We start from the raw sequence: 18,426 nt of genomic DNA, 5'->3' as shown, positions 1-18,426 counted from the left end.
ATCATGCAATCGCAATGGATTAAACGCAGTCTGGGTGTTTCGGGCTTGCTCGCCACGCTGCTGGTGGTGGCGGGCTGCTCGATGGCCCCCACGTATGAAGTGCCGAAGGTGACCGATAAAGGCACGCCGACGGCGTTCAAGGAAGATGCCCCGCTGTCGGCTGCCGACGCGGGCACGTGGAAGACCGCGCAGCCGTCGGAAGCGGTGGCGCGCGGTGAATGGTGGAAGGTGTTCGGCGACGCGACGCTCGACAAGCTCGAAGAGGATGCGCTCGCTGCCAACCAGAATCTGGCCGCTGCTGCGGCGCGTGTGAAGGAAGCGCGCGGCGTGCAGCGTCAGGCTCGCGCCGCCCTCTTCCCGACGCTCGATGCAGGCTTCGGCCCGACGCGTCAGAAGATCTCTCCCGCCTCGCAGTTGCAGCCGGACGGCAACAACATCGCGCCGTACACGCTGTGGCGTGCTCAGGCGAGCGTGGGATACGAAGTGGATCTGTTCGGCCGCGTGTCGGATAACGTGGCCGCCGCCCGCGCGGACGCCGAGCAAAGCGAAGCGCTGTACCGCTCGGTGCAGCTCGCCTTGCAAGCCGACGTGGCGCAGAACTACTTCAACCTGCGTGAGCTCGACGCTGAACAGGCGCTGTACACGCAGACCGTGAAGCTTCGTGAAGATGCGCTGAAGCTGGTGCAGCGCCGTTTCACGGAAGGCGATATCGACGAGTTGGACGTGGCGCGCGCCAAGGCTGAGTTGGCCACGGCGCAGTCGGATTCGCTAGCCGTGGCGCGCCTTCGTGCTGCGTCGGAACACAGCCTCGCGATTCTGCTGGGTAAGACGCCCGCAGAGTTCTCGTACACGCCGACGCCGTTGGTGCCGGTGAACGTGCGGATTCCGGCCGGTTTGCCTTCGGCCCTGCTGGAGCGCCGCCCGGATATCGCGGCAGCGGAACGTGCGATGGCAGCCGCCAATGCGCGTATCGGTGTGGCGAAGGCCGCGTTCTTCCCGTCGCTGTCGTTGACGGGTTCGGGCGGGTTTGAGGCGGCGACGCTGGGCGACTTGTTCAACTGGTCGAGCCGTACGTTCTTGCTCGGCCCGGCCGTGGGCGGTTTGCTCTCGCTGCCGATCTTCGACGGCGGTGCGCGCAGCGGCAATCTGTCGCGTGCCCGTGCGCAGTACGAAGAAGATGTCGCGAACTATCGCCAGCAAGTGCTCGTGGCGTTCCGTGACGTTGAAGACAACCTGTCGAACCTGCGATTGCTTGCCGAGCAGACGCGCGCTCAGGACGATGCCGTGAAGGCGTCGAACCGTGCCGCGCAACTCTCGCGCACGCAATATAAGGAAGGCTCGATTGCGTATCTGGATGTCATCGATGCGGAGCGCACGGTGTTGCAGGCGCAGCGCAGCGCGGTGCAGTTGGCCGGTGCGCAAGCCGTGTCGACCGTCAACTTGATCCGCGCGCTGGGTGGCGGCTGGGGTGACGTGCCAGCGGCACAGCCTGCGCCTGACGCAGCGGCGCCGGTGGCGGCTGTGGTGAATCCCGCTACCGTCGCCGCTCGATAAGTGATGAAAAGTCGTAAATGCAAGTGAAGTGATTTAGCCCTGTAGCCAACCGAAAGCATCGGGCCGGCGGCCGCCCTCGTGTCCCCCAAGGCGAGCGGCGCGTGGAGTTGCCCCCTCCCATTGCGCGCCATGCGCGCCGCCGGTTTCGATGCTCCCCTGTTGGGTATAGCGGCACCCCGTTTCGAATAGTTTCTTCCCTGCGTCCCTGCTTGCCCGGTGTCTGTCCGATGTCAATTGACGTCCGACATGCCCGGGCTCTTTTTTATGCTGCGATGGTAGGATGGCCCTACGGTTGCCCTCACGCGTATTGCGTATGCGGTGCGTCTGACCGGCAGCCGTTACTGGCAAGTCATCTCGAATGCTTCCCCCGCGTGCGATCGCTCGATCTCACGAAAAGGAGTGCAAGAATGAAGATGCGCAAGACGTTGTCGATGTGTCTCGCCGCCGGTCTGGCGGTGTCATCCACCCTCGCCCTCGCCCAGGGCGGCCCGCCGCCGCAAGGGCGTCCGGACGATCACCGAGGCCCACCGCCGGGTCATGGCCCGCAACACGGCGGACCACCACCGGGACACGGCCCGCAGCATGGCGGACCGCCGCCACGCGGCCCCGCCGAAGATACCTGGCAGCATCCCGATTGGCGCAAGGGCGACCGCATGCCGCAGCAGTATCGCGATCGCCAGTACGTCGTCGAAAACTATCGCGATTACCACCTGCCGCCGCCGCGTCGCGGCTATCAATGGGTTGGGGTCGGCGGTGACTTCCTGCTCGTGGCCATCGCCAGCGGTGTCATCGCAGACATGGTGGTCAACGGCGGACGCTAGCCACCCGCCCCAGTGAACACAGCGAATTCCCGCTGACTTGCCAAACAGCGGCAGGGCCTCAAAAGCTCTGCCGCTTTTTTGTTGACATCCTCCCTACATCGTCTCGTTTTCCACCTTTTGGTGCGTCGCATTGCCAGCATGTGGGGCAATGCCGGGATTTCGCTGCGTCGCAGCACTAAAATCACGCGCTCATGCTCTCCCAATCCATCGATATACGATATATCATGCACAAAATATCAATCGATTGCCCCATCTCGGTGCGGTCGGCGGAGGGGACGACATGGCAATGACGCAACGTGATGTAAGGCAATGGTTGACCGGTTTTCTGCCCGCCGTGGTGGCGGTGCAATGGCGCGAGCGGTTACGCGCCGGGGTGGGTGCCCTGTGCGGCATCGCCTTCACTGGTGGCTTGATGCTCTGGATGCTCGGCCCCGCGACTTATATCCCTTGGCTGGTCGCCCCGATGGGGGCCTCCGCAGTCTTGTTGTTCGGCGTTCCTGCCAGTCCCCTCGCGCAACCGTGGTCGATCCTCGGCGGCAATCTCATCTCGGCGTTCGTCGGTGTCACGTGCGCCATGTTTATTCCGTCGCCGGTCGTGGCGGCAGCGGCAGCGGTCGGTATCTCGATTGCGCTGATGTTTACGCTGCGCTGCGTGCACCCGCCTTCGGGTGCTGTCGCATTGACGGCAGTGCTCGGCGGTCCGGCGGTGCACTCGCTCGGTTACGGGTTCCTGCTTGAGCCGATCGCGGTGCAGTCTGTCGCGCTGCTGGCGGCGGCCATCGCGTATCACGCGATCACCGGTCACCGGTATCCGCATGTGGCACGCGCCCAAGCGGCACCGGCCCGCCCTGCCGATGGTGCTGGCGTTCAAGTCACCACGGCCGATGCCGAAAAAGCCCTCGCCCGCCATAGCGAACTGCTCTCCATTTCGGCGGACGATCTGGCCGACCTGCTGCGCGATACGCAACGCGAAGCCTATGCCCGACGCGCCCGCGAGTTGACCGTGGGCGATGTGATGACCCCGCCGGTCGCGCACGTCAACGCGCACGACATCGCACCGACCGCATGGCGCTTGTTGCAGCGGCATGGTCTCGATGCATTGCCTGTGATCGACGCCGACGCTCGGGTCATCGGGTTGGTTTCCCGTCACGATCTGCATGCGCGTCGTGCGCGCGGACAACGTTGGCCGCGCTTCGGTGCTGGCCTGAGTGCCGGGCCACGTCCGTCCATTCGCGAAATGATGCAGGCGGATATGAAGTCAGCCACGACGAGCATGCCGCTCTCGGAAATCGTCCCGCTGCTTGCAACCCAGCGCCACGGCACGGTGCCCGTGCTCGACGAGGCCGCGCGCCTCGTCGGTGTGATTACGCATGCAGAAGTGCTGCGTAAGGTGATGTCGTCCTGATGTGACGTCGTCCTGATCCGATTAAAAATGCCGTCCAGAGGCCATCTGGACGGCATTTTGTTTTTCGCAGACCGAAACACGTCGGCCGCTCGTGTCGACGCTTCCCTCCAAACGCCCTGCCCCTGCTGTGCGCTATTTGTCAGTCATTCCCCGATCTGTGAGAATGGCGGCGTTGTGACGGGTGCAAGGGTGCATTTGCGGCCGACCACCCCGCGCTCCTCAGCCGCTCCGGGACGCGTTATTGCCGCACAGCTTCGGATCACGAAGCGACACACGCTCAGGGGAATCATGGAACCGATCACGTTCAAGCAGTGTTTCATGGGCGCATGGCGGGACGGATGGAATGCGCTGCGCAGTCGCCCGTTGTTGACGCTGACCGTCGCCGTCGTTGTGCTCGTCTCGAATGCGGTCAGCGTCTCGATCAAGCAACTGGTGCTCGTGATGGCGCAGAACGGTGAATCGCCGGAGCATCGTCTGGCGTTGGCGGGCGTGGGGTTATGTGTCGCGCTGGTGAACCTGGTGGCCTACACGGTGTTGGGGGTTCACACGTACCGCCACACGGTACTCGGCCCGGATGCCGCACGCCAAACCCCTTGGTACCGCAATCTTCTGCGTTATTGGTGGGCCATGATCCAGGTGTTCGGCGGGGCATTCGTGGCGATGTTCATCGTCACGGTCGTCATCGTGCTCGCGCTGCGGCTCGCCGATCTTGGCGGGTCTCGCGCCACCATCCTGACGCTCTTCGTACTGCTTGGCTGCGCGGCGGCATTCATCATCGTCCGGTTATCGCTGATATATACGCAAATCGCCGTAGGGAGAAGCAAACGCTGGGGCGCCGCGTGGCACGACACGCGCGGACACTTTTGGTCGTTGTGGGGGACGGTTTTCACGACGTTGCTGCCGCTCATGGCGGTCGGCGTCATCGTCACGATCATCTTCGGCCTCGTGCTGACGCTCTGGCCAACCGTCACGTTGGCGGTGCTTGGCGCCCTCCTCTTGCACACGGTGGTGACGTTGCTCTACATCGCCGTAGGATCGGCCTCGCATGCGTGGCTGTATTTGCGTTACGCCGATCAGTTGCTCACCTACGAGGACGCCCCGGACGATCTTTGAGCACCGGCGTCAGTCCTTCGAAATCACCAGTTGCGTGGCCAGTCCGTGCTGCACTTGCGGCACGACGGCCAGGCGCACTTCGATGACTTGCGCATCGCCCTGTTGCACGACCATCGGCATGGCATAGACGCACGCGTGCACGCGCTGCACGATGAGCGCGCCATTGGGCTTGTGATGGGGAGTGAGGTCGGGTGTGAGATGGGGAGTAAAGCGCATGCTCGCCAGGCGGTCGAGCAGGAAGTTGGCGATGTCGCCCTCGGCAAGCACTTCGACGCCAATGGTCCGGGCAAACTCATCGTGGGCGAAACGGCGCGCCAAGGCTGCCGTTTCCACGAGATTCCCTTCGTCAGCTATCACTTTCATGATGTCTCTGGGATGTCCGCGGTACGCACGCGGGCGGCGTCAGCACGCCGTCCTATATTGCGTGACGAGAAATCCTAGCATGCGAACGCCCCCATTCGCATCATCCGAATGGGGGGCGTTTTGAGGGGCACTGAGGGGTGCTGAGAGGTGCTTGTCGCGTGGCTCAGGCAGCGTTGGCCGTTGCCGGGCTGCTGCTCAGCGGGCCGAAGCGTTCGTATTCGCCCAGCCCGTCGGGCCATTGCGTGAGCACTTCGAAGCCGGTCTCGGTCACGGCCACCATGTGTTCCCACTGTGCGGAGAGCGAGCGGTCGCGCGTGACCACGGTCCAGCCGTCGCCCAATTGCTTGGTGTCGGACTTACCGGCGTTCACCATCGGCTCGATCGTGAAGATCATGCCGGGCTTGAGCGTGAGCCCCGTGGCGGGGCGGCCATAGTGAAGCACCTGCGGATCGTCGTGATACGTGGTGCCGATGCCGTGGCCGCAGTAGTCGCGCACGATGCTGAAGCCTTCGCGATGTGCCACCGTCTGAATGGCATAGCCGACGTCGCCGAGCGTCGCGCCCGGACGCACGGCACGAATGCCGGCGAGCATGGCTTCGTAGGTGGTGTCGACCAGACGCTTGGCGAGAATGCCCGGCTTGCCTGCGTAATACATGCGGCTCGTGTCGCCGAACCAGCCGTCTTTGATGAGCGCCACGTCGATGTTGACGATATCGCCGTCATGCAGTCGCTTGTCGCCGGGAATGCCGTGGCAAACCACGTGATTGACCGACGTGCAGACCGTCTTCGGATAGCCGTGATAGCCGATGTTGGCGGGCACGGCCTTCAGTTCATTGACGATGAAGTCGTGGCAAATGCGATCGAGTTCATCGGTCGTCACGCCGGGTTTGACGTGTTCGCCGATCATGGCGAGCACTTGGGCGGCCAACTGGCCTGCGTGACGCGAGAGGGCGACTTCTTCTTTCGAGCGGATAACAACGTGTTCGCGCACCATTACGCCACCTTGTTGAATGCGGTGACAGGTGCACCGGTTGTTGGAGAAACGGCGGTCGCTGGCAGTGTGGCGGGGGCCACCGATGCCGCGGATGCGCCGTCGGATTCGATGAGATGGCGGCAAATCTCGCCATAACTCAGGGTCGGGTTGAGCTCGGCGAGCATGCCGACGCGCAGCCAATGCTCGGCTTGCGCATTGATCGAGCGACTAAGGGCGCCACTCGTGTTGCGCAACGCCTCGTGCATCTGCTCCGATATCTTGACGATACCCATATTGCGGACCTCTTATATACGAAATAGCTACGAAACGTATATTAGCAGGTCGAGGGGGATTTGTCAGGGCTGGGGGGCGCTTCGACTACCGTGTCGCGCCGTCTGCGGGGAATCGGCTGCCCAATACGTAGCGATTGGCCGGGTGATAGCAGCGCACCATCGTCACGACTGAGCCCCTGGTCCAGGTTCTGCGGAACAGCACCAGACACGGTTGCGTCGGGTCCATTTGCAGCAACGAGGCTTGCTTCTTCGTGGGCAGCGTTGCGTCGACGATGTGCTCGATTTCGTCGACCGGGACCGCTCTGAGCAGAAACGCCGCCGGGGTCTCCTCCGTGAACGTTTGATTGACGAAGTCCGGCGCCATGAATTGATTGACGTAGCGATCTTCCAATTGCACCGGCACTTCGTTTTCTAAGTGAACGCAGACGGAGTGCGCTACCAATTGACCGGTCGGCAGCCCCATAGCGCCCGCGATTTCAGGCGTCGCGGGCACACTTTCCACCGAGATAACGTGGCATTGATAGCGATGCCCGCGACGTCGAATCTCCTCGGCGATATTCGCGATATGAAGCAGTGTGGATTGCGGGCGGGGTTCAGCAACGAAAGTACCCACGCCTGCGACACGCTCGACGCGCCCTTCTTTCGCCAATTCGCGCAACGCGCGATTTACCGTCATCCGCGAAATGCCGAATTGCTCGACCAGTTCCTGCTCAGACGGAACGCGGTCACCCGGCACCCATTCTTTGGAAGCAATCTTGCCTTCGATGTAATCGCGGACTTGTTGATAAAGCGCAGATGGCTTAGCGCTAGAGAATGAGGTCGGCACGGCGCTGGCGTTGGATTTCGGGGAAGACATGAATGGAGCCCGCTTGAATTGTGCTCACATGATAATGCATGTCTATATCACCTCTGCGCCCGCCGATCTTAATGTCCTTCTAGAAAATTCAGCATGGTTTCCAACATACGGCGCAGATGCGGGGAAATGCCCTTTGCGGTTTCCGGCAGGTATTCGTATGGTGGGTGTTCCGCCATGTAACACGACCACGTCATTTCGAGTTGTACGGCGTGCACGTTGTTGGCGGGTTGGCCATAGTGGCGCGTGATATAGCCGCCGGTAAAACGTCCGTTGAGCACACTGGTATAGCCGGACGCTGACTTGGCGTCCGCGAGCAGGCGCTCGCCTAATGCTGCGGCGCAACTAGTACCCTTGCCGGTGCCGAGATTCAGATCGGTGAGCGTTCCTTCGAAGAAACGCGGCACGACGGAGCAGATGGAATGCGCATCCCAGAGACCGGCGACGCCATGCACCGCACGAATGCGGGCCAGTTCGGCCGCGAGTTGCTGGTGATACGGTTCCCAGATCGTTTTACGCCGGTCGTCGATTTCGGCCTCGTCTGGCTCATCGCCGGGTTTGGCGTAGATCGGCGTGTTGTCGAATATATCGATCGGACAAAGGCTGGTCACGCTTTGGCCGGGATACAAACTCGCGTTATCAGGCGGGCGGTTTAGATCGATGACGTAGCGCGAATGCGTGGCTACCAACACGGACGCGCCAAGTTCATCGGCAAAGTCGTAAAGACGCTCAAGATGCCAATCGGTGTCGGGCACTTGCTGCGCTGCACCAGTAAAGCGCGCCGCGAGCGCTGGAGGCACGTACGTTCCCGCATGCGGTATCGAGATCAGAAGCGGCCGGGTGCCCTGCCGGAATCGAAATGGCGGTTCGTGAGTCTGCATAGCGTGGGTTTGGGTAGGTGCAGCGTCACCCACTCTGCAATTGGGGCCGCGACAAGTCAAGGGCGACGAAAATCGCGATCGCCGTTGAAAAGCGGTTGCCGACGTGGGTGACGAGTCCGGCTTATCAGCGTATTCATGGCGCTATGAATCCCTAACGCGCTGGCTCTCGGTGATGTGGCGCTTCGCTTTTACACTCGGTTCAACTGGTCAATTGTTCAACTGAGAGCGCGATTTATGAGCGAGTCATTGGTAGTGCGCAATGTGGCGCCATCGGATTTCAATGCGTGGTTGCCGCTTTGGAATGGATACAACGAGTTTTACGGGCGTGTTGGCGCGACGGCGCTTCCGAAAGAAATTACCGAGATCACTTGGAAGCGTTTCTTCGATGGGTATGAGCCGATGCACGCCATGGTCGCGGAATTGGATGGCCAAATCCTCGGGCTAGTGCATTTCTTGTATCACCGCCACACGACGATGGCTGGCCCCATCTGTTATTTGCAGGATCTCTTCACCGTTCAGGCAGCGCGTGGCAAAGGCGTGGGACGTGCGTTGATTGAAGCGGTTTATGCCGAAGCTAAGAAAGCGGGCGCTGAGCGGGTTTATTGGCAAACCCATGAGACGAACGAGACCGCAATGCGACTTTACGATCAAGTCGCGACGAAGTCGGGGTTTGTTGTGTATCGCAAGGCGCTGTAGGTTGTTGCGTGCGAGCCAGTCAGGACGATGTGTCGTCGTAGCGCTTCCGGGCGTCGCGGAAATCGGCCGCATTGTCGATAACCCAACGCCACAGCGGCATCATGCCGACCAACAGACCGCGGCCTAATTCAGTCAATCGATAATCGACGCGCGGCGGGACTTCGCCATAGTCCTTTCTGGCGATCAAACCGTCGCGCTCCAACTGACGCAGTGTTCGCGTGAGCATGCGTTGCGTAACGCCATCGAGTTGGCGCGCGAGTTCCGCATGCCGCAACGTGCCGCCGACACCCAAGGCATGCACGACACCTAACGACCAACGATTTCCCGCGTGCGCGAGTATTTCGCGCTTGAGTCCGTCGTCATCCGCGGACAAGGCGTCGCAAGCCTCTTGCGACTGTCGCACGATCTCTTCAAACGACGGCGACGGCGGCAGTATCACCGGTGTGCCTTCTTCTCGCGGGTCCATAACGCTCCTATGATTTGCAACTCACTAGGAGCTGCAAATGACCATTCAAAATTCGCCGTCCGATTCCATCCTCGTGCTAGGCGCGGGAGAACTCGGCGCGTGCGTGCTGCGAGAACTTGCCAAATTTCGCGACGCGGGACAGGTGGGTGCCGTTTCGGTATTGTTGCGACCGGATGCTGGCGCGACATCGTCCCACAGAGCCGACACCGTTGCCATGCTGGGGGCGCTTCAGATTTCCATTGTCGAAGCCGATCTCGCTGTCGACAGCGAAGAAGACTTGGCCGCCATCTTCTCCGGATTCGACCAGATTATCTGCTGCACTGGATTTGTCGGTGGCCTTGGCACTCAACGGAAGATCACTGCTGCTGTTTTGGCCGCGGGCGTCGCGCATTACATCCCGTGGCAGTTCGGTGTGGATTACGACGTTGTAGGTCGCGGCAGCGGTCAGGATGTCTGGGATGAACAACTCGACGTGCGCGATATGTTGCGTGGTCAGGATAGTGTTCGTTGGACGATCGTGTCGACGGGAATGTTCACAAGCTTTGTGGTTCTGCCTGCGTTTGGTCTCGTGGACCTAGAACGCGGCGTCGTGCGCGCGCTTGGCGAATGGGATTACGAATTGACGGTCACCACTCCGGAAGACATTGGTCGCCTGAATGCCTTTGTCGCGGCGAACCGGCGTGAATTTGAGGACAAGATTGTTCACGTCGCTGGCGACACGTTCACGTATAGCGAATTGGCCGATACGTTGGAGGTTGTGTTGGGTCGGTCATTCAAGCGCGAACGCTTGAGCGTGCCGCAACTGAGGGCCGATGTTGCCGAGCAACCCAACGACGTGATGCGCAAATACCGCCTCGCGTTCGCGCGCAAAGATGGCGTTGCGTGGCCGAAAGATCAGACGCTTAACAGCAAACTGGGAATGACCGTCATCGATCTGAAGACGTGGCTGAGTGAGTGGAATGCGCGAATTAGCGTTACCCGGAAATCCACCGTCACTGGAAATCGATGATGCGAATGTCCTTTCCGACGGCGTACAGCAGATGCTTTTCATCCGGACTCAGAGCACACATCGTCGGCCCGCGATTGCTACCAGGCGTTTCGATCGAGTAACGGGGCATGCCGCGCTTAATGTCCCAAACAGTAATGGTTCGGGACGACGCCATATCAGCCTGACAGGACACCAGCGTGTTGCCGCTCGCACTTGGCAGCAATGATGCCACCCGTCCAGTCACCGGCGAGAACGTTTGCTGGACGCTTCCGTCCGAAAGTGAAAACATGCGGATCGGGTCGGCATTGACGGTGTGCACCCATTTTCCCGAGCTTGTATCCAGGTCATCGCTTATCGCGCCGGTGTTGGTACCCGTAAATGCAAAGCGATCTGACGCACTCGTCGCCAAAGCTGTCGGCCGCATCACATGTATGTCGCGTGCGACGTCCTGCTGCTGATCCGTTATTAAGGTCACCTTCCGGAGAAGCGTCCTCGTCGCCAGGGCACCGACCTGCCTGACACCATGACTATCGAGAAGTTGATCGCTTCCGGCGAAGTACAGACTCTTTCCGTCGGGAGAAAACACTACGGCGGTCGAGATTCCTGCGCCCTTGAGGTCGATCTCCCGCTGAGATGCTCCGGTTGCTGCGTCGTAGATCAGCAAGTGTTCCGGAGTGCGGATCTGCGAATTGGCCAGCGGTAAATAGTCGACAACCAGCGCTTTTCCGTCAGGGCTGAGCGCTAATTGCTTGATAGGTACGAACTTGTCGCTCCCTATGGCTATGCCACCAAATGCTTTGAGTTCTTGGCCGTCGACAACTCGAAATTCGTGAACCTGATCATCACCCACGTACAGACGGTCGCCTTCGGAGGAAAAGGCCAGACCGCCTTGGAACGTCCCCCAAGGTAATGGCATCTCGCGGATTAATCGTGCACCACGCTGTTCGTGAAGGCAGACATTTCGCTGGCTGCCCAGCACGGCAAAATGCTGGCTGTCTGGCGACCAAGCAACACGCGTAGCGATGCATGGTGAACTCACCGAGCGCATTTGAGAAAACGTGAGTTCTGCTGCACTCGGTGTCGCATTGGCAGCGAGAGGATCGGTGGACTGTGCAATACCGCTAGACCACGCTGTAACGCCTACAACGAATGCGGAAACGCAACGCGTAAAGCTTCGCATACAGCCCCCTCCACGAGTGGCAACGACAGGTAAGGAGAGCGCCCGCACGAGCGCTTCATTTGAAGCGAAAACAATCGAAAAGACCTTGTGCGAAACACTGGAGATTCTATTTCTAGTTATTCAAGGGCCGAATTTATAACACCACTGAACACCGTCGGAGAGTGGTTTTGTTTCAAACGACTGTGTAGTCCGTGATTGAGGTGAGTTTGGGCTCGCGACGACGCGTTTGACAGCGGCTCCGCTTGGGTAGACCCAGGCAAGCCTCGCGCGAATTTCAGGGAAGAAGTAGAACCTACAAAACCGATGCCAAAACGGGGAGTTGGTGCGAGGAAGGGGAAACGTGATTCGTTTGGAATCAATATAGTTGCTGGGTCTTGGGGACAGGATGGGGACGGGTAGTGGACCGCAGCGTGCGGGGGCTCGAGTCCTCTCGGGGCACTCGAACCCCCGCACTCGTTAGCCGTATTGCCCACGACACCCCACAAATAAAATAGGCATGATTCGGGCGCAAACAACGGCCGTACTTCTGAGGCTAAGAAAACTATCAACCAACTCCCTCTATCACCGATATGAGAGATGCATTAGCTTCAGAGGCTCCAACCCCACCGACAAAACGCGTCAGGCGAGTCCCCATATTTCCCAATATTTGCATCCGATGCATGCTTCAATTTTTTGCCTGAACCTCCCAGAGATTTAGATGCTGTATTTTTCCATATAGCGGCGAAATTGAAGGATCAAGATGAAAGACAGGTGAGAAGAGTTCAGATTCTCGAGCTTGATTCCCGGCGGACTCAGTGAAGACACATGTATGCGAATATGTTCCATACAAAATTTGACAAGAGTTCACCAATATCTGCTCGCAGGTCGCCCAATTTCCCTCAACGAACTCCCGCCCCCCACCTAAAATCTTGAAAACACGGATATATGCACTCATCCAGTGGCGGAAAATCATAATGGGCGGTCAAAAATATGTTTGTAGTGCTACGTTAACATAGGTTGCGTAAACCTCGAATTTTGGGAAAATAGCGGAACAAAAAATAAATTTACCTTCCGAAGGCTAGATCTACGAGAAACGGGGTTCTCAAGTTGATGAAAGCGAAAAATAAGATCGAGTTTATCCAAGGTCCCGAGTTTCCAGACTCACTGGGCACTTTGTTCCGCAAAGGGGGACTCTATCAAAAGGCCGCAGAGAAAGCTTATCAGGCTTGGGGGAAAGCCAACGCCGGAGAAACCACTTTCGAAGGTGTTTTCACTGGGCTTCCCCTAACCAACAACGGTGAAAATCGCATCGCATTTTGCCGAAAGTTTGACCTTCCCGGTTTTTCTCGGCTAGTGACCGCCTACAGCAGCAACGTCTGCATTTTTCTATTTGCAGGTGATCATGACGCTGTGGACCGCTGGCTAAACGTCAACAAGGGCCTGGACTTTGTCGCAAGAGAGCAAGGAACTCGGCTCGAAATTACACCTGTTTACGTATCGAATCGAGCTGAAGGAAAAGATGGCCTGATTCAATCCGAAGTAGATTGGATGAGCACCGGACCAGTCATCGAACAGTTGCCCGATCGATATTTGGAGCGTCTTCTCCAAGATGTGGATCCGAGTACAAAATCTCGAATCAGTGATGTTATGTCACACACTTCAGAAGACTTGGTACAGGAGATTGTGGAAGGCATCTCGGACTCAGAGCTAGCTTACACAGTCCTTGATGTGCTGCTGAAGCTACGGTCCAGCGATCTGCAAGGGGCTAAGTCTCGCGTCGACCTCTATACCGACCAAGTGAAACCGGTCGGTACTTTGACCGCAGACGATGCCAGTCGAATTGCGTCAAGCGAGATGACCGTGCGTGTCCAGGATATTGATCCAATCCTATTCGAACATTTCATCAAGACGGCGGATTTCAAGCAATGGATGCTCTATCTTCATCCGCAACAGCGAGAATTTATTGACAACGACTACGTTGGAGCGACTCGTCTGGCCGGAGTGTCGGGCTCCGGAAAGACATGCGTTGTCATTCATCGTGCGTTACGGTTGGCGCGCAGCGCACCGGATAAAAAAGTCCTCGTTCTAACACTAAACGAAGCGCTTGCGAAGCTAATCAGTGAGCTAGTTAATGCTGAAAGTGGTTCCCTACGCCCCGAGAACCTTACGGTGAGGTCAGTATTCGAGTTGTGTCGAGAGAAGCTCATCGCACTTGAACCAGCCAAACTCGACTATTACGGCAAACGTATTGTGCAACGCAACGCCTTTGCCGCCGCGGAGCATATTGACGATATCTGGGATGAGTATTTTCACTGCCAGGCAAACAATCACGATGCGGAAGTCCTGTTCGATGTAATTCGAACATTGCTCGCGCGCAACGTCTTACCTCAAGACTATTTGAGGCAGGAATTGGACTATGTACGCAGCGCGTTTGCACCGGAAGAGCGAGCCACCTACCTCGACATGCAACGAGACGGCCGGGTTGTGGCGCTGGAGCGACGATATCGCGAAATGGTGCTATCTGGACTCGCGGGATCGGAACGAAAAATGGCGGCAGTTGGTGCAATTGACGATGTAGGAATAGTCACCGCGCTGTACTCGCACGTTAACACCCTTTCACACGAGTTCGACCACGTTTTGGTCGACGAAGTCCAAGACCTTGGGACCCTTGAATTACGAATTATTCGGCGCCTAACCCGACCAGGGACAAACGATCTTTTCCTGTGTGGAGATGCTGCCCAAACCGTTCACACGAAACATCTCAACCTAAAGGACGCGGAAATCGATGTTCCACCCGCGCGATGGATTCGGTTAAATCAAAACTACCGGAATAGTCGACAAATTCTTGCGGCAGCGTACGAGGTCCTAACTCGCACCTTCAATTCGATACCCCGCGGGACGGTCGACTTCGAAATCCTCCAACCAGAGTACGCGAACTTTACATCCGCAAAGCCGCTACTTTTGCGAGCCACATCAGTCTTTGATGAACTCGCAATGGCTTACTCCTATGCGTTAGAGAATATTAGGAGCGCTCCCCATCACAAGGTCTGCATTGCACTGTGTGGCTACTCACACGCTGCAGTGGAGCACCTTGCGGCTAATTTAGGTCTGCCTGCTCTCTCCGGCGACACAGACCTATCGGCAAAGTCACTCTTCCTATCAGACCTTGAGCAAACGAAGGGCTTCGAATTTGATCTGATGATTGTGCTGAACTGCAGTCGACAAGTGATCCCACACCCTGATTTGCCTGAACACGAGTCGTTTCGTGAACTCTTCAAACTATATGTGGCATTAACGCGTGCAAAGACAGAGCTAGTGGTCAGTTTCCACGGCAGTGCCTCTCGATTTGTGGACGCCGCGGTTGAACTCTTCAACGTCGCCACCTGGGAAGAGCACGTGGCGCATCCCGCTGACCTTGCCGGCATCCTCTGGCCCCCGGCTACCTTACGCCAGACTGGCAACATTGACAGTTGGACGGTTAACGGTCGCGATTTTCTGCGCATGCGAGAAGCTGTTGGGTTGAGTCAAATCGTTCAAGACGAGATCCTCCAACACGTGACAGGACAAGTTAGAACGGAGGCGCGGTCCGCAAGCGGCCGCCGAAAGCAGACAGAGTGGCGGGAATTTCAAACCTTTTATCTCGCAATGGAAAACCCCATTACTCGCAACGGGATTATGGGAAATGCCGCCTGGGCCGAACTCAATACACGACTTGCGTCCTTGATCCAGAACAACACGGGAGACAACAGCCACGTTAGTTCCTCGCGAGCAGTAATCGAAGTTGCTCGAGCGCCTCGCGTACTCGATTTCGGTAACGCGCACGGCAATGAGGCAATACCCGTTGGTCAGTTGAGACTCCATCGACATAGTGAAGTACTTAAATTCTCGCAACGGGAGCTCAGTGCGCACACACTTGCTTCGCTTCTTGTAGCTCAGAACGTCAACGGAATAGATCTGCTTGAGGTAGGTAGGCCGATGGCATATTCGATACTCGGATTCCTAATCCCACGACACGAGCTCTCAGAATGGCTTAAACGAAATCATATTCGTCAATTGCGCACCAATCCTAATGCGATGGTTCTGACAAAAGCTGGCCTAGATGAATGCGGGCGTCGCGTAAGTATTTCTAAAACTTCTGTTCCATATGAAGCAGCAGGAACGGACAGCGTCACCTTCGCCGAGGTTCAAGCCAGTCACGCGATGATCCTCGGCGGTCAGGGAGCAGCAGGTCAAATCGCAAAATTTTTTGAGCGGCAATTTGAAATTAAGCCGAACGCATACGATGCCACGTAACTTTCATCATTTACAGACATGAACAGCAATCCCCGGAATTATTCACAAATAAAATTTATAAATATCACCTTCACCAACACGAAACAAAATAAGCAAAAAACCAATTAAAAATTTAATAAACTTACGCACCCAGAAATCCTAGTTTTTCCGCACAAAAAGTAGACAGCAATATCCACACAAGGTACTACCGAGATTAAAATGAACTCATTCTATGCAAGACTTCGAAATCAAAGAGGCGATGACGACGAATTGGCAGCATGCATTGAGCGCGTTGTCAATCAACTTGAGGAGGCATCGACCACAAGCGATCGGCCTGGAATGCTGTTAGGGAAGATTCAATCAGGAAAAACCAGAGGTTTTGTTGGAGCCATTGCGAGAGCATTTGATAGAAATTTTGATATTGCAATAGTATTAACAAAAGGCACAAAGACGCTCTCGGCACAGACCGTCGCCAGGCTTAGTCACGACCTGACTGAATTCATCGAGGAGGATGAATTAATTGTTCTGGACATCATGAAACTGCCTGGAAAGCTAACGCGAAGTGAACTCAGCCGAAAAATAGTTATAGTTGCAAAAAAGCAGGCGCAAAATCTGTCGAGGCTGATAGATTTTATAGACAGTCACTCCACCTTGAAAGAACGACGCGTTCTGTTAATTGACGACGAGGCCGATCTAGCGAGCGTAAGATTTGTGCGGAAGAAAGGGCAAGATGATGTGGAGCAAGGAACAATAGCCGAACAGATAGATCAGTTGCGTGAGATGATGACTAAGGTGGCATTTCTGCAAGTGACCGCCACCCCCTACTCACTATATCTACAGCCCGAAGACTACGAAGATACGGCCTCAACAGGCTATGTATTCAAGCCGAAAAAGCCGGCATTCACTGAACTACTCCCCATTCACGGAGGATACGTTGGTGGAGATGACTACTTCGGTGGATACGACAAAAATGATCCTCGGTACTATTTAATAGTACGAGTTCAAGTACAAGAATTGGACGCACTCCGAAAACCAGATCAAAGAAAGATTCGCGCCACTTCGGCATTGGTTAGTCCCAATACCACCGGACTTCGACGGGCAATCATAACTTTTGTATTAGCCGTTTGCGTTCGTCGCTGGCAGCAGCAGCAGGCGGGGGAAAAAAAGCGGAAGTACGCGATGATTATCCACAATGATACTCAAAAGGCCGCTCACGCTTGGCAGGATCAGGTTATTGACTGGATATTTGAAGCAATTCTCTCTTCGGCGGAATCATCGCCGACGAACCTACGCCCACTCTTCGATGCAGCGTATGAAGATTTGTCCTCGTCGGTTCACGCAGACAAGGGGAGAATGCCCGACCGCGAAGCGGCGTTCAATATGTTTATCGATGCACTTCAGAGTGACGATGTCGTGCGTGAAACGGTCAACTCTGACAAAGATGTCATGGCGCTTCTTGACGATAAAGCGGAGTTGAAACTTAGAACACCATTTAACATCTATGTCGGCGGTAATATTCTAGATCGCGGGATTACAATTCCGAATCTTATTTCTTTCTACTACGGGAGAAATCCAAAGACCATGCAAGCTGACACGGTGCTACAGCACTCTCGGATGTATGGCAATCGAGCCCGCCCCGACATTGCGGTAACGAGATTTTATACTTCTAACGACGTCTATGATCGGCTATCAACGATCAACGGATTCGAGAACGCATTACGGGAAGCCTTTGAAACTGGCGCTCATGACAAGGGGATTGTTTTCATCCAAGCAGACAGAGAACGACGAGTCCGACCATGCGCCCCCAACAAAATAGTTCTAAGTAACGTTGTCACCATAAAGCCAAACGGCCTTTTGCTTCCGACAGGCTTCCAAACGGCCACCGGGAAAGGCATGAAATCCTCTCAAGACGAACTTGACAAACTCATTGATTCCTCTTGGCGTGATACCGACACTTTTCATCCAATCGACAAGCATCGGGCGCAAAAAATCATTGACATCACCGCAGATACCATGAAGTTCGGTGACATCCAGTTTGACTGGGATGCTATGCACAGTCTTATTGAGTACTACTTGACCGCTAGAAACTCAAATACAGAAGACCTCCTGATACTTGCCGAAACCGGTAGAAGACTAGATCGTGAAAAATCGGGCGATAAGTCTGGCCGCTCCATACTCGGGACCAAACTACGCGAATTGGCCTCCGAAAAATCGAGAAGCCAACCTGCACTAATTCTGCTCCAACAAGAAGGGAGCAAGGAATTAGGGTGGATGGGACAAAAATTTTGGTGGCCGATTTTAGTTGCCCCGGGGAACGTTGAACCGTGCGTCTTCGCTGGCAAAACGGCCGAATAATGTCGCGCACGTAAATTAAAATATTTTTTGTCAGTTTAGCGTCGCGGCGAAAATATTCGCCACGACGCGCGTCTTGGCAAATTACTTATATACCTCCCGGCAAAAAGCCCAGTACAGTTGGCACCCAGCCTTCGAAACATAGGAATTTCCCAAGATATTTGTGTGAAACTTCCGAATTCAAAGCCTTACAGTAGAGTTGTTGACGCACGACCTTGCCGCACGCTTTGGATGCTC

The 18,426-nt window shown here is 56.4% G+C and carries 15 protein-coding genes; 8 read left to right on the top strand and 7 right to left on the bottom strand.

The window, feature by feature from the left end; genetic code table 11:
* Positions 1 to 3: 3 nt before the first annotated feature.
* From PPN31114_RS01465 to PPN31114_RS01450, 4 genes are all read left to right on the top strand, one after another.
* A complete protein-coding gene (locus PPN31114_RS01465; protein WP_150677729.1) occupies positions 4 to 1,554 on the top strand; it encodes an efflux transporter outer membrane subunit in 1,551 nt (516 codons plus the stop codon).
* Between the two features lie 407 nt (positions 1,555 to 1,961).
* Entirely contained in the window at positions 1,962 to 2,375 is a 414-nt protein-coding gene (locus PPN31114_RS01460; RefSeq protein WP_150677728.1) for an RcnB family protein, read from the top strand.
* Between the two features lie 280 nt (positions 2,376 to 2,655).
* Complete coding sequence (locus PPN31114_RS01455) at positions 2,656 to 3,780, top strand: HPP family protein (protein ID WP_150677727.1); 1,125 nt, start codon at positions 2,656 to 2,658, stop codon at positions 3,778 to 3,780.
* A gap of 288 nt (positions 3,781 to 4,068) precedes the next feature.
* Positions 4,069 to 4,893 carry a hypothetical protein gene (locus PPN31114_RS01450; protein ID WP_150677726.1) on the top strand — a complete coding sequence of 275 codons (825 nt, stop codon included), beginning with the start codon at positions 4,069 to 4,071 and terminating at the stop codon, positions 4,891 to 4,893.
* Between the two features lie 9 nt (positions 4,894 to 4,902).
* Here the strand turns inward: PPN31114_RS01450 and PPN31114_RS01445 are convergent, their stop codons facing one another.
* The 5 genes from PPN31114_RS01445 to hutG all read right to left on the bottom strand — a co-directional run bounded on the left by PPN31114_RS01445 (position 4,903) and on the right by hutG (position 8,256).
* Entirely contained in the window at positions 4,903 to 5,256 is a 354-nt protein-coding gene (locus tag PPN31114_RS01445) for a hypothetical protein (RefSeq protein WP_150677725.1), read from the bottom strand.
* 163 nt (positions 5,257 to 5,419) lie between these two features.
* A complete protein-coding gene (gene map / locus PPN31114_RS01440; protein ID WP_174987549.1) occupies positions 5,420 to 6,250 on the bottom strand; it encodes a type I methionyl aminopeptidase in 831 nt (276 codons plus the stop codon).
* Positions 6,250 to 6,522, bottom strand: coding sequence for a ParD-like family protein (locus PPN31114_RS01435; protein WP_150677724.1), 273 nt, complete (start codon positions 6,520 to 6,522; stop codon positions 6,250 to 6,252). Before PPN31114_RS01435 ends, map begins: the two co-directional genes overlap by 1 nt.
* Positions 6,523 to 6,607: 85 nt before the next feature.
* The gene (hutC, locus tag PPN31114_RS01430) at positions 6,608 to 7,378 is read right to left on the bottom strand and encodes a histidine utilization transcriptional repressor HutC (protein WP_150677723.1); all 771 of its coding nucleotides are present in this window, start codon (positions 7,376 to 7,378) and stop codon (positions 6,608 to 6,610) included.
* 68 nt (positions 7,379 to 7,446) lie between these two features.
* A complete protein-coding gene (gene hutG / locus PPN31114_RS01425) occupies positions 7,447 to 8,256 on the bottom strand; it encodes an N-formylglutamate deformylase (protein WP_150679087.1) in 810 nt (269 codons plus the stop codon).
* 234 nt (positions 8,257 to 8,490) lie between these two features.
* Here hutG and PPN31114_RS01420 point away from each other — a divergent pair, with 234 nt between their 5' ends.
* Positions 8,491 to 8,952, top strand: a complete 462-nt coding sequence (locus PPN31114_RS01420) for a GNAT family N-acetyltransferase (protein ID WP_150679086.1) — start codon at positions 8,491 to 8,493, stop codon at positions 8,950 to 8,952.
* A gap of 19 nt (positions 8,953 to 8,971) precedes the next feature.
* Here PPN31114_RS01420 and PPN31114_RS01415 read toward each other — a convergent pair whose 3' ends face one another.
* On the bottom strand, positions 8,972 to 9,418 hold the full coding sequence (locus PPN31114_RS01415) for a winged helix-turn-helix transcriptional regulator (RefSeq protein ID WP_150677722.1): 447 nt from the start codon (positions 9,416 to 9,418) through the stop codon (positions 8,972 to 8,974).
* A gap of 37 nt (positions 9,419 to 9,455) precedes the next feature.
* On the opposite strand from PPN31114_RS01415, the gene PPN31114_RS01410 reads away from it, so the two are divergent.
* The gene (locus PPN31114_RS01410) at positions 9,456 to 10,427 is read left to right on the top strand and encodes an aromatic alcohol reductase (RefSeq protein ID WP_150677721.1); all 972 of its coding nucleotides are present in this window, start codon (positions 9,456 to 9,458) and stop codon (positions 10,425 to 10,427) included.
* Here the strand turns inward: PPN31114_RS01410 and PPN31114_RS01405 are convergent.
* Complete coding sequence (locus PPN31114_RS01405) at positions 10,411 to 11,586, bottom strand: WD40 repeat domain-containing protein (RefSeq protein ID WP_150677720.1); 1,176 nt, start codon at positions 11,584 to 11,586, stop codon at positions 10,411 to 10,413. The genes PPN31114_RS01410 and PPN31114_RS01405 overlap by 17 nt on opposite strands.
* Before the next feature lie 1,089 nt (positions 11,587 to 12,675).
* Here PPN31114_RS01405 and PPN31114_RS01400 point away from each other — a divergent pair.
* Positions 12,676 to 15,858, top strand: a complete 3,183-nt coding sequence (locus tag PPN31114_RS01400) for a UvrD-helicase domain-containing protein (protein WP_150677719.1) — start codon at positions 12,676 to 12,678, stop codon at positions 15,856 to 15,858.
* Between the two features lie 198 nt (positions 15,859 to 16,056).
* Positions 16,057 to 18,192: a Z1 domain-containing protein gene (locus PPN31114_RS01395; RefSeq protein WP_150677718.1), complete on the top strand. Its 2,136-nt coding sequence runs from the start codon at positions 16,057 to 16,059 to the stop codon at positions 18,190 to 18,192.
* Positions 18,193 to 18,426 lie beyond the last annotated feature (234 nt).

This window comes from Pandoraea pneumonica (genome assembly GCF_902459645.1).
Lineage (GTDB): Bacteria > Pseudomonadota > Gammaproteobacteria > Burkholderiales > Burkholderiaceae > Pandoraea > Pandoraea pneumonica.
This window is presented reverse-complemented; position numbering and strand designations above follow the sequence as displayed.

Coding starts and splice junctions, on each gene's coding strand:
- hutC (WP_150677723.1), bottom strand. CDS start 7,378: ATGTCTTCCCCGAAATCCAACGCCAGCGCCGTGCCGACCTCATTCTCT.
- map (WP_174987549.1), bottom strand. CDS start 6,250: ATGGTGCGCGAACACGTTGTTATCCGCTCGAAAGAAGAAGTCGCCCTC.
- PPN31114_RS01435 (WP_150677724.1), bottom strand. CDS start 6,522: ATGGGTATCGTCAAGATATCGGAGCAGATGCACGAGGCGTTGCGCAAC.
- PPN31114_RS01460 (WP_150677728.1), top strand. CDS start 1,962: ATGAAGATGCGCAAGACGTTGTCGATGTGTCTCGCCGCCGGTCTGGCG.
- hutG (WP_150679087.1), bottom strand. CDS start 8,256: ATGCAGACTCACGAACCGCCATTTCGATTCCGGCAGGGCACCCGGCCG.
- PPN31114_RS01405 (WP_150677720.1), bottom strand. CDS start 11,586: ATGCGAAGCTTTACGCGTTGCGTTTCCGCATTCGTTGTAGGCGTTACA.
- PPN31114_RS01445 (WP_150677725.1), bottom strand. CDS start 5,256: ATGAAAGTGATAGCTGACGAAGGGAATCTCGTGGAAACGGCAGCCTTG.
- PPN31114_RS01450 (WP_150677726.1), top strand. CDS start 4,069: ATGGAACCGATCACGTTCAAGCAGTGTTTCATGGGCGCATGGCGGGAC.
- PPN31114_RS01395 (WP_150677718.1), top strand. CDS start 16,057: ATGAACTCATTCTATGCAAGACTTCGAAATCAAAGAGGCGATGACGAC.
- PPN31114_RS01410 (WP_150677721.1), top strand. CDS start 9,456: ATGACCATTCAAAATTCGCCGTCCGATTCCATCCTCGTGCTAGGCGCG.
- PPN31114_RS01415 (WP_150677722.1), bottom strand. CDS start 9,418: ATGGACCCGCGAGAAGAAGGCACACCGGTGATACTGCCGCCGTCGCCG.
- PPN31114_RS01400 (WP_150677719.1), top strand. CDS start 12,676: ATGAAAGCGAAAAATAAGATCGAGTTTATCCAAGGTCCCGAGTTTCCA.
- PPN31114_RS01455 (WP_150677727.1), top strand. CDS start 2,656: ATGGCAATGACGCAACGTGATGTAAGGCAATGGTTGACCGGTTTTCTG.
- PPN31114_RS01420 (WP_150679086.1), top strand. CDS start 8,491: ATGAGCGAGTCATTGGTAGTGCGCAATGTGGCGCCATCGGATTTCAAT.
- PPN31114_RS01465 (WP_150677729.1), top strand. CDS start 4: ATGCAATCGCAATGGATTAAACGCAGTCTGGGTGTTTCGGGCTTGCTC.